The 10,716-nt window shown below is 41.7% G+C and carries 11 protein-coding genes and 1 other annotated feature; of the genes, 1 reads left to right on the plus strand and 10 read right to left on the minus strand.

Annotated features, from left to right (window positions below; all coding sequences use genetic code 11):
- Positions 1–464: 464 nt before the first annotated feature.
- The 7 genes from R1Y93_RS11240 to aroD all read right to left on the minus strand — a co-directional run bounded on the left by R1Y93_RS11240 (position 465) and on the right by aroD (position 6,113).
- Positions 465–770 carry a hypothetical protein gene (locus tag R1Y93_RS11240; RefSeq protein ID WP_500822863.1) on the minus strand — a complete coding sequence of 102 codons (306 nt, stop codon included), beginning with the start codon at positions 768–770 and terminating at the stop codon, positions 465–467.
- Positions 771–811: 41 nt separating this feature from the next.
- The gene (locus tag R1Y93_RS11245; protein WP_500822864.1) at positions 812–1,243 is read right to left on the minus strand and encodes an ACT domain-containing protein; all 432 of its coding nucleotides are present in this window, start codon (positions 1,241–1,243) and stop codon (positions 812–814) included.
- Between the two features lie 154 nt (positions 1,244–1,397).
- The gene (locus R1Y93_RS11250) at positions 1,398–2,705 is read right to left on the minus strand and encodes a phenylacetate--CoA ligase family protein (RefSeq protein ID WP_500822865.1); all 1,308 of its coding nucleotides are present in this window, start codon (positions 2,703–2,705) and stop codon (positions 1,398–1,400) included.
- A 217-nt stretch (positions 2,706–2,922) separates the two neighbouring features.
- Entirely contained in the window at positions 2,923–3,354 is a 432-nt protein-coding gene (locus R1Y93_RS11255; protein ID WP_500822866.1) for a hypothetical protein, read from the minus strand.
- 197 nt (positions 3,355–3,551) lie between these two features.
- A complete protein-coding gene (gene sigE, locus R1Y93_RS11260) occupies positions 3,552–4,280 on the minus strand; it encodes an RNA polymerase sporulation sigma factor SigE (RefSeq protein ID WP_500822867.1) in 729 nt (242 codons plus the stop codon).
- A gap of 16 nt (positions 4,281–4,296) precedes the next feature.
- Complete coding sequence (locus R1Y93_RS11265) at positions 4,297–5,136, minus strand: sigma-E processing peptidase SpoIIGA (RefSeq protein ID WP_500822868.1); 840 nt, start codon at positions 5,134–5,136, stop codon at positions 4,297–4,299.
- 197 nt (positions 5,137–5,333) lie between these two features.
- The gene (aroD, locus tag R1Y93_RS11270; RefSeq protein WP_500822869.1) at positions 5,334–6,113 is read right to left on the minus strand and encodes a type I 3-dehydroquinate dehydratase; all 780 of its coding nucleotides are present in this window, start codon (positions 6,111–6,113) and stop codon (positions 5,334–5,336) included.
- 78 nt (positions 6,114–6,191) lie between these two features.
- On the opposite strand from aroD, the gene R1Y93_RS11275 reads away from it, so the two are divergent.
- Complete coding sequence (locus tag R1Y93_RS11275; protein ID WP_500822870.1) at positions 6,192–7,061, plus strand: shikimate dehydrogenase; 870 nt, start codon at positions 6,192–6,194, stop codon at positions 7,059–7,061.
- 112 nt (positions 7,062–7,173) lie between these two features.
- Here the strand turns inward: R1Y93_RS11275 and thrS are convergent, their stop codons facing one another.
- From thrS to R1Y93_RS11290, 3 genes are all read right to left on the minus strand, one after another.
- Positions 7,174–9,108, minus strand: coding sequence for a threonine--tRNA ligase (gene thrS / locus R1Y93_RS11280; protein WP_500822871.1), 1,935 nt, complete (start codon positions 9,106–9,108; stop codon positions 7,174–7,176).
- 102 nt (positions 9,109–9,210) lie between these two features.
- Positions 9,211–9,432, minus strand: a binding site (T-box leader).
- A 51-nt stretch (positions 9,433–9,483) separates the two neighbouring features.
- Positions 9,484–10,230: a YdcF family protein gene (locus R1Y93_RS11285; protein ID WP_500822872.1), complete on the minus strand. Its 747-nt coding sequence runs from the start codon at positions 10,228–10,230 to the stop codon at positions 9,484–9,486.
- 13 nt (positions 10,231–10,243) lie between these two features.
- On the minus strand, positions 10,244–10,716 hold a 473-nt coding region (locus R1Y93_RS11290), incomplete at its 5' end, for an SEC-C metal-binding domain-containing protein (protein WP_500822873.1).

Raw genomic sequence — 10,716 nt, forward strand, 5'->3', positions numbered from 1 at the left:
CTTTCAAGATGATGATATCTGTCATTCTGTTTCAACGACTCGATTACTTTACCATAAGTTCAGTCATTTGTCAACAGTAATTTTATATTTTCTGAAAACTTACTATTTTTTCAGTTGTTCAGAAACATTTCTTTGCGACAGCTTGTTTACTTTACCACACCCAAAAGCATTCGTCAAGCACTTTTTTAATAAAATTCAAATTATTTTTTTATTCAAATGTTTTTTAACTCTTTTTCCCACAATGCTTAAGAATACAGCAGACAAATCCACTTCAAGCTCCCAAAATTTCTTATTCTTTGAGAAACTCAGGGAGCTTGAACTGCTGGATGCATTCAAAAGATCTTTTCATCACTTTCAGGTATTTTCCCTACTGCTGATTATCTTATTTATGATCTTGTCTGCCAATCCATTTTTTTTATCCAACTATTTAATTTGCCTGATAACTTCTATGAGAACTTCTATGATTACTTCTCTGATGCCTTTTCAGCTTCCTGAAGGCTTGCCATCAGCAATTCATAAAAATCATCCTCACCTTCAAGCTTTGGAGAATTCTCCCCACCGCCATTTGTACTGCGGCGCATCTCTGCATAAAAATCTTCTCCAGCAGAAATAAGATCCATCTCATAGAGCTCATAGCCAAGACTTCTGCACAAACGGCAAAATACAGTCAATGGATCCTTCTCACTGCGTGTAGCAAGAAGATGTTTTCTCAGTTCTCTGTCACATAGTGCATCTTTCTGCAGTCGATCCAATATATCCAATGTTGTCATACTTAATCCTCCCTTACACGCATTTTCAATTCCCTTGCTTTTTATAACTCAGTCAATTCTTCCTGCTCAACCTGACGGATGCCTTCTTTTTGCAGTACTTCAATTGCTTTTGCAACATCTTCTACCCGAAGGATCATGCAGGCAGTTCCCTTTTTCGGAGTGGTAAATGCATACATATATTCAATATTCACTCCAGAATCGCCTAAAGTCTTAATCACATGAGAAAGTCCACCTGGTTCATCTGGAATCACAGCTGCAACTACCTTGGTCATGGAAAATACATATCCTGCATCTTTTAAAACCGTAGATGCATTGTATACATCATCTACAATAACGCGGGCAATTCCGAAATCTGCTGCCTCTGCCAGAGACAATGCACGCATATCAATTTTATTATCAGATAAAACATCTGTAAACTCAGCCAACTTTCCCGGCTTATTTTCAAGAAAAACCGAAATCTGCTTTACTGTCATAAATCTTCTGCTCCTTTCACTTTTTAATGAGTATCAAGCGGATATTCCAGGTCCGCTTCGCTACTTGCTCATAACTGTTCAATACCCACAATTAATCTGCTTCTCGCCAATTGCAGATATAATAAACATCTCACAACTGTCAAAATGCTACAGCTTACTGCTGATACAGATTACGTTTATCAATCACACGCACTGCTTTTCCTTCGCTTCTGGTAATGGTTTTAGGATTTACAAGCTTCACTTTCGCATAAATACCCAACATAGCCTTTAACGCATCTACCAGTTCTTTTTCCTTTGCAGCTACAGCACTCAAACTGTCAGAGAACATTTCCGCAGTCATCTCAACCTGTATTTCAATTGTATCGCTATGATTTACCCTGTCAACAATGATCTGATAGTTTGCCGGGTATCCTTTGTTCATAAGTACAGTCTCTATCTGGGACGGGAATACATTCACGCCCTTTACGATCAGCATATCATCACTTCTGCCCAATGGTTTTGTCATTTTAACATGAGTTCTTCCACAGGAACACTTTTCTCTGCTAAGGATACAAATATCCCTTGTACGGTATCTCATCAAAGGGAAGGCTTCTTTTGTAATACAGGTAAAGACAAGTTCCCCTTTCTCTCCATCAGGAAGTACCTCTCCTGTTTTGGGATTGATGATCTCAGGAATAAAATGATCCTCATTTACATGCATCCCGGACTGTGCCGAACATTCAAACGCAACTCCAGGCCCTGAAATCTCAGTCAGTCCATATATATCGTATGCTTTGATTCCAAGCTTATCCTCAATATCCCGGCGCATCTCCTCTGTCCAGGCTTCTGCTCCAAAAATACCAGCCTTCAGCTTGATCTGATCCCGTACTCCCCGCTCATGAATACTCTCTGCTAAATAAGCAGCATAAGAAGGAGTACAACACAGAATCGTGGACCCCAGGTCTGTCATAAACTGAATCTGCCGGTCTGTATTCCCGGAAGACATAGGCAATGTAAGGCAGCCAACTTTATGCGAACCTCCATTAAGACCAGCACCGCCTGTAAAGAGTCCATAACCATAGCTTACATGGCAAACATCTTCCTTTGTACCGCCAACTGCAACAATAGCCCTTGCACAGCAGTCTTCCCAAAGATCAATATCATGCTGTGTATAAAAAGCAACTACCCGTCTGCCGGTTGTTCCGCTGGTTGACTGGATCCTGACACAGTCTGATAGTGGTCTTGCCAGCAAACCATAAGGATAAACCTCCCGCAGATCGTCCTTTGTAACAAAAGGAAGCTTATGAAGATCATCTACTGATCGGATATCTCCTGGCTCTACTCCCTGTTCTTCCATTTTCTTTCTGTACATAGGAACGTGTTCCCACACATTCTGTACCTGCTTCACAAGTCGTTTGCTTTGTAATTCCCGGATCTGATCCCGGGAAGCGCACTCAATCTCTGGTTGATAATATCTTTCCATTATCTGATATGTTCCTTTCGCTTGATCTTTCTTGTTTCCTTTTTACTGTTTTATTTTACTAATACAGATGAGTCTTCAGCATATTCACCAAATTCTCTTTCAGTATTATTAAATTCATAGTAATACTATATCACATCACAGTTTCAACGTAAACAAAAAAGTCCGGAAACATTCCAGACTTTTTATCCCCTATGATATTTTAGTTTTCATTACATTTTTAAAGATATTTCTTCAGTCGTTCTATATTTTTTTCTTCAAAATCCTTCAGATCCTCCATTAGTTTCCGGATTTCCTTATCTGTATCATCCTCATACTGATGCAATTTCTGCAAAGCTTCAGTAATGCCCATGCTGCTTCCCTGTATCATCATTTTTGCGATATGGGAAGCCGACTGATCCGTTAGGGTCTGCATATTGATCATCAGATACGTTCTCATTTTTTCAAAGGAATTCAGCCCTTTTTCATCATATCCATTCTCATGAAGCTTTTCTCTTGCCTTTTCATGAAATTTCATATAATCCTTCTGCTGGTCCTTTAGTACCTCCCGAAGTGTTTCATCTTCTGTCAGATCCAGAATCCTTTCTATGGATTCTATGCCCATCTGAGAATTCTGGTATACATAATTCAGTAATTCTGCATTTCCATTCATTTTTCTTTCTCCTCTATTCTTTTGTGATAGTATCCCCGTATTCAGAGGCTTTATGCACTTCATTCATATATCATAATTCTTTCACGTATCATTTTTTCACATATCATATTTTCACATACCATATTTCTTTCACACATCAAAAGCATGATCCCCGGAATAAGTCTTTTCCAAAAACCATGCTTCTGAATCTTACCTCTTTATTCGTACTTGACGATTTCTTTTCTCAGTCTTTTCATAATACGTTTTTCCAGCCTGGAAATGTAGGACTGGGAAATCCCCAAAAGGTCTGCCACTTCTTTCTGTGTTTTCTCCCGTCCATCCGTCTTTCCAATTCCAAAACGCAATTTGATAATCGTCTGCTCCCTTGGGGAAAGTTTTGCAATAGCTTTCCCCAGCAATGTGATCTCCACCTCATCCTCCAGACGTCTGGATATCACATCTTCATCTGTTCCCAAAATATCTGACAGCAGCAGCTCATTTCCGTCCCAGTCTACGTTCAAAGGCTCATCAATGGAAACCTCCATTCTGGTTTTACTGTTCCTGCGAAGGTACATCAGAATTTCATTTTCTATGCACCTGGATGCATATGTTGCAAGTTTGATCTTTTTCACAGGATTAAAGGTATTGATTGCCTTGATCAGCCCTATGGTTCCTATAGAGATCAGATCCTCTACCCCCACTCCTGTATTATCAAACTTCTTCGCAATATAAACAACCAGCCTGAGATTATGCTCAATAAGAAGCGCCTTAGCTTCTTTTTCCCGTTCTGTTCCCAAACACTCCAGCACATCATTTTCCTGCTCCGGCGTAAGGGGTGGAGGCAATATATCATTGCCTCCAATATAATAAATTTCCCTGGGTCTTGTGAATACGAACCTGGAAAAAAGCTGAAACGGATAATAACTTACATTTGCTGCTCTGTTCATAGATATTCCCCTCCTGTTACAACAATTTAGCATTCAAAAGCACCTGGTACTCTTTTCCCAAAGCAGAGGGTTCCTCTGGCAATACCAACACCGGGCTTTCAATATGAACCACTTCTTTGGGAGTGTGAATGATCAGGTCTTCCAGTGTCACTGCCAGAAGCATCCTTTCTCCTCCTACACTCCTGCAGATCAGGAAATGAGGATGCAGCCCTGCAAGTTCCGTACTTTCAATCTCCCCTGGGTTCTCTTTTAAATGTGTTACTTTTTCTGCCAGCGATCCAGGCAATAAATCTGCCAGAAATTCCGGTGTTACAACAGAAACCGGTTTTCCGCTGATTGGATCTGTCAGCAGATTCCCTGTGTCATATAATCCATAAGATGACTGTACTTTTCCCTGATAAGACAGGGCAACCGGATAAAGATTCCTCTTTTTCATATCCACAACCTGGGAAATGTAAGCCAGGAACATAAAGCAAAAATAAGTGACCGCCGAAAAAAGAAGAAAGATCAAAAATCCTATCTTTCTTCCCCGCATAAGCATATCCCACAATCCTCCAGCAAGAAATGCAGCAAGATACAGAGACAAAATCGCTTTTGCCAGGAGCCCTTTCCGCTTTAAACCATATGCCAAAAAGGTCATGCAACAGGCACATCCACCATGAAGCAAAATACTTACAGTCAGAATCCCCTCCATATGTACATAAAGAATCAGACAGGAAAACAGGGCACCAATCGCTGCCCCGGCAAAGGTTCGCTTCTGGCTTTTGCAGCAGGACAGATATGTACCGACTGCCTGCAGAAGAATATAGTCCATTAAGAGATTTGTTACAAAGACTACATCTATGTATATCTTCATACATAAAAACCCCCTATGACCTGTCAATCCTTCACTTTGGTGAGCGAATTCATTATAAGGTGATAGGGGGTGCGGATTTTGTCAAAACAAACACCAGGATCTTTAGAATTTCTCGTGATATTTCGATATGTTTTGACTTTTTATCCTTCTATTTTTTATCCTTCTTTTTTTATCCTTCTTTTTTCTGTCAGTTCTGATCACTGGGTTTCTTGCTGCCTGTTTTCCCGATGAAGTGCCTCCATCATTACACGAAGCTCCTGGATAGGGAACTGCCCGGGTGCTGATGCAGCTCCTACTGTAGCAAAAGTAAGGCAGGAACCAAAATTTTCTCCTGCGATCCTGCTGATGGATCCTATACTTCCCATAGACATGGAAATCAATGGTTTACTGGTATATGTGCACATTTCCTTTGTTGCCTGCATAATTGCAGCAACATCCTCAAAGTTCTTTGGCATCACAGCAATTTTCAAGATATCGGCACCGGTTTCATCCATTCTTTTAAATCTTTGAACCAACGCTTCTTTTTCTTCCGTTTTTTCAAAATCATGACTGGACGCAATTACCCTGCAGCCTTCTTTTTGAAGCTGTAAGATCAGGGACTTCTTCTCCTCCTCTTCTCCAAATACTTCTACATCCACAAAATCAGCTTTTTTTGTTCTGGCCGCTGCCAGATTGATCCTTATATATTCCTCTGTGGATAACTCTGCGCTTCCGCCCTCTTTTTTTGTACGAATAGTAAATATCAACGGAATTTGATCCAAAATCCGGATCAGTTTTTCCAATGTGTCCCTTAAATCATCCTCATTACAAAGGTCGCAGTAATAATCCGCTCTCCACTCCACCAGCTCTGCTCCTGCTGTCTTTGCATTCACAGCCTGTGTACATATTTCCTCTGATTTATTTCCTGTAAGAGGAACACAGATCTTGGGCATTCCCTCTCCCAGTATAAGATTTTTTACCTGAATGGGTTTTGTCATTTCTTGACATCTCCTTTTCACTGAAATAAAATAAAAACAACACAACGATCACAAAGATCTGTAAAACGGAGGTATATTATGATTCCAATCACCGGCCACACAAAACTTACCGCTCTTCTTGGAAGCCCGGTTGCACACAGTATTTCACCATCCATGCACAATGAAGCCTTTCGTCTGTTAGGACTCGATTACGTATATCTTTGCTTTGATGTTGGAGAAGAAGGTCTTCCTGCTGCTGTACATGGACTGAAAACCTGTGGTATCCGCGGTTTTAATCTGACAATGCCAAACAAAAACAAAGCAGTAGAGCTTATGGATGAATTATCTCCTGCCGCTACTTTGATCGGTGCCATTAATACAGTTGTAAATGATAACGGCCGACTGATCGGTTATAATACAGATGGTATGGGATATATGCGTGCTGTACAGGACGCCGGCTATGACCTTATCGGTAAGACGCTTACCATAATGGGGGCTGGTGGAGCTGCCACTGCTATTTGTGCACAGGCAGCACTGGACGGAGTAAAGGATATACACATTTTCGCTAGGAAAACCAGCCGTTTCTGGGATCGCACTCGCAGACTTGTGGATAACATCAACCATACTCTGCCATGCAATGCTTATCTTCACGAAAATCAGGATCAGCAGGCTCTGAAAAATGCCATTTCACAAAGCTACCTGCTTTTAAATGCCACATCCCTTGGTATGGCTCCAAATACAGAGAATACTATCATAACAGATACCTCCATATATCATAAGGATCTGATCGTTTCTGATGTGATCTATAATCCCAGAGAAACCCGTTTTTTACGGGAAGCAAGACTTGCAGGCTGTCCTGCATTTAACGGTATGTATATGCTTCTGTATCAGGGTGCAGAAGCCTTCCGTCTATGGACCGGGCAGGATATGCCAGTTGAAAAGATCAAAGCGGCTTTCTTCTCAGAATAAAGCTGATAAAGTTCAGAATAAACCTCCATTTTACAAAAGGACTGTATCGCAGGTTTTTCCCGGATTGCAGTCCTTTCATAATTTCTTTTACTGTTTTATTTCTTTTACTGTTTTATTTCTTTTCTTCCTGTACTTCAACCTTACGGTTTGCTCGTGTTTTGATTTCCTCTTTAATATCAGAAACAAAAGCGTTCAGATCTTTGGCTCCTTCATCACCAAGGAAGCGGCTTCTTACAGAAACCTTGCCTTCTTCCTCTTCCTTTGCACCTACAACAAGCATGTATGGGATCTTCTGAAGTCTTGCCTCACGGATCTTGTAACCGATCTTCTCTGCACGGGTATCGATCTCTGCACGGATACCATTTTCCTTCAGTTCATCAAGGACTTTTCCTGCATAATCCATATATTTGTCAGAAATAGGAAGTACCTTTACCTGTACCGGTGAAAGCCATGTAGGGAATGCACCAGCAAAATGCTCGATCAGGATACCGATGAAACGCTCAATAGAACCAAATGCAACACGATGGATCATGATCGGACGATGCTTCTCTCCATCTGCTCCGATATATTCGCAGTTAAATCTCATTGGCAGCTGGAAGTCAAGCTGGATCGTACCGCACTGCCATGTTCTTCCAATAGAATCTTCCAGATGGAAGTCAATCTTAGGACCATAGAATGCTCCGTCTCCTTCATTTACAGAATAGGACAGACCCAAGTCATCCAAAGCGCCCTGAAGCGCTGTAGTCGCCATATCCCAATCTTCGTCGCTTCCCATGGAATTCTCAGGCCGTGTGGAAAGCTCTACATGATATTTAAATCCAAACAGCTGGTATACTTCATCAATCAGCTTTGCAACGCCTTTGATCTCGTCACGGATCTGCTCAGGCATCATAAAGATATGGGCATCATCCTGTGTAAAGCAACGTACACGCATCAGGCCATGAAGCTGACCGGATTTCTCATGACGATGTACAAGACCAAGCTCACCCATACGCAGCGGCAGATCACGGTAAGAACGTGGTTCTGACTGATATACAAGGATGCCGCCAGGACAGTTCATTGGTTTAATGGCGTAATCCTGCTCATCGATCACTGTTGTATACATATTCTCTTTATAATGATCCCAGTGTCCGGATGTTTCCCACAGATGACGGTTCAGGATGATAGGTGTGGAAATCTCCACATATCCTGCTTTCTGATGGATCTCTCTCCAGTAATCCAGAAGTGTATTCTTCAAAACCATACCCTTTGGAAGGAAGAATGGGAAACCTGGGCCTTCATCACTCATCATAAACAGGCCAAGCTCTTTGCCAAGCTTTCTGTGGTCACGTTTCTTTGCTTCTTCCATACGGTTCAGGTATTCTTCCAGCTCTGCTTTCTTGGTATAAGCAGTACCATAGATCCTGGTAAGCATCTTATTCTTCTCGCTGCCTCTCCAGTATGCACCTGCAAGACTGGTAAGCTTAAATGCTTTGACAGGCTTTGTGCTCATCAGGTGAGGACCTGCGCACAAATCTACAAACTCACCCTGCTGATAAAAACTGATCTCTGCGCCTTCCGGCAGATCCTGGATCAATTCTACCTTGTACGGCTCATTTTTTTCCTCAAAATAAGCAATTGCCTCTTCTCTTGGCTTTGTAAAGCGAGTGATGGGCAGTGCTTCTTTTACAACCTTTTTCATCTCTGCTTCGATCTTTGCAAGATCATCTGCCTGGATCGGTGTCTCACTGTCAATATCGTAATAAAATCCCTCTGCAATAGAAGGTCCGATAGCCAGCTTCACATCCGGATACAGTCTTTTCAGTGCCTGAGCCAGGATATGGGATGCTGTATGGCGAAATGCAGCTTTTCCGCCTTCATCCTCAAATGTAAGAATGCTAAGCTCACAGTCTTTATCAATAACTGTTCTAAGATCTACAACCTCTCCGTCCAGTTCTCCTGCACAGGCAACTCTGGCAAGTCCTTCACTGATGTCGGAAGCAATCTCAATAACAGACTTTGGTTCGGAATATTCTTTTTTGGATCCATCTTTTAATGTGACAACCATGTTCTTTCTCCTTTTTACTTAATTAATGTAAGGGTTCCTAACGGATGCGTCTCTCTTTTATATGAGATTATACAAAAAAATCCCTTACAATGCATATACACTGTAAGGGACGAATAAACATTCGCGGTTCCACCCTGCTTGCCAGATCATACTATCTGCTGATATTATCGTATAAAATGGCCACTTATTTGATGATAACGGAATCACCGGACTGTATTAAAGTCACTCGGAGGTGGTCTTCAACTACTTTACGATAAGACAATCACACCTATATGTCTCTCTCTGAATCGTTCTGCAGCCTACTCTTCTCTTCATCGTTTTTCCTTATTACGCACTCATTATATATGTGGAAATTCTGTTTGTCAATGGGCTGACTCAGATATTCCCGGATATTTTTTCTTTTATCAGGGCCGCTGTCTCCCGTATCACATAATGTACCTGCATGATCAGATCCGACTTTGCTCCGATGCCGCATAAATCCTGATATCCTAGCTTCCTTGCAAGACACAGGGCACGATAAATATGAAAATTGTTGGACAAGATCCCACATTTCCCATGACTGCATCCAGTCAGCTGATCTGAAAAAATAAGATTCTCCTTGGTACTTACAGACCGTTCCTCAAGGATCATCTGCCCTTTTCCTATCCCATGTACAAGCAGATACTCTGCCATACACTTTGCTTCTGTGATATCTTCACCAGGTCCCTGCCCACCGGACAAGATCAGGACTGTATCCGGATTCTCCCTGGCATAAGCCCTGGCTGCCTCCAGACGCATCCTCAGCGCCTTTGATGGCTTCTTCCCTCTCACCTGTGCGCCAAGAACAACTACATACTCAAGTCCCGGTTTACCTTTTGCCTGCATCCCGTGTATCACACAGATCAACAGAAATGTAAATAAGCAAATACCTGCTGCCAGCAGCACATAACCTGCCATACTGATCCAGCCCGGAAGCTGCAGATCATATCGCTCCATGTGTCGTCTGGCCAGACACCATCCCCATAAAAGAACAGTTCCTGCAGGCCAGATCCATGCAAAATCTGCAGTAATACCTGCATGGATAATAATCACTATATAATAGGTCAGGCAAAGAATACCTGCCGAAAAAATGAATACGTTCATCTAAAAAACCGTTTTATTTATTTCTGCCACAGCAATATTTATATTTTTTGCCGCTGCCGCAAGGACATGGATCATTACGGCCTACTTTATGAGGCTTGATCACAGTTCCTGACTTCTTCTGCTCCAAATAAAGCTCTTTTCTCTTCTCAGGAGTAAAGATCTTATCCCACTGAGGCAGCTCATACAGCCAGTCTGCTTTTGCATCTACCATGTTCTTATACAGAAGTTCTTTGTCAAAGCACAGGCTTACAGTTGTATTCTCATCCATAGTCTCAATAGGATTCTTAATCTTCAGACTGTCATTGATACCATCCAGGAAACCTACCATGGTAAGTACTTCCTGTCCATATTTCTCAGCAAGCTCTTTTACTGTACCGGTAACAACCTCATCCGGATTCTCTAAAAGCTGCTCATAAATACCTTTTTCAATGTTAAAATAGTTTGCCCAGAATCTCTGGAGTTTATTGCGGTCTGCCTGCTGATCAT

The organism is Blautia sp. HA3515, assembly GCF_059933065.1.

Bases quoted from the DNA above. Each gene is read 5' to 3' on its own strand.
- R1Y93_RS11285 (WP_500822872.1), bottom strand. From the start codon at position 10,230: ATGAACGTATTCATTTTTTCGGCAGGTATTCTTTGCCTGACCTATTAT.
- R1Y93_RS11255 (WP_500822866.1), bottom strand. From the start codon at position 3,354: ATGAATGGAAATGCAGAATTACTGAATTATGTATACCAGAATTCTCAG.
- R1Y93_RS11250 (WP_500822865.1), bottom strand. From the start codon at position 2,705: ATGGAAAGATATTATCAACCAGAGATTGAGTGCGCTTCCCGGGATCAG.
- R1Y93_RS11245 (WP_500822864.1), bottom strand. From the start codon at position 1,243: ATGACAGTAAAGCAGATTTCGGTTTTTCTTGAAAATAAGCCGGGAAAG.
- sigE (WP_500822867.1), bottom strand. From the start codon at position 4,280: ATGAACAGAGCAGCAAATGTAAGTTATTATCCGTTTCAGCTTTTTTCC.
- thrS (WP_500822871.1), bottom strand. From the start codon at position 9,108: ATGGTTGTCACATTAAAAGATGGATCCAAAAAAGAATATTCCGAACCA.
- aroD (WP_500822869.1), bottom strand. From the start codon at position 6,113: ATGACAAAACCCATTCAGGTAAAAAATCTTATACTGGGAGAGGGAATG.
- R1Y93_RS11265 (WP_500822868.1), bottom strand. From the start codon at position 5,136: ATGAAGATATACATAGATGTAGTCTTTGTAACAAATCTCTTAATGGAC.
- R1Y93_RS11240 (WP_500822863.1), bottom strand. From the start codon at position 770: ATGACAACATTGGATATATTGGATCGACTGCAGAAAGATGCACTATGT.
- R1Y93_RS11275 (WP_500822870.1), top strand. From the start codon at position 6,192: ATGATTCCAATCACCGGCCACACAAAACTTACCGCTCTTCTTGGAAGC.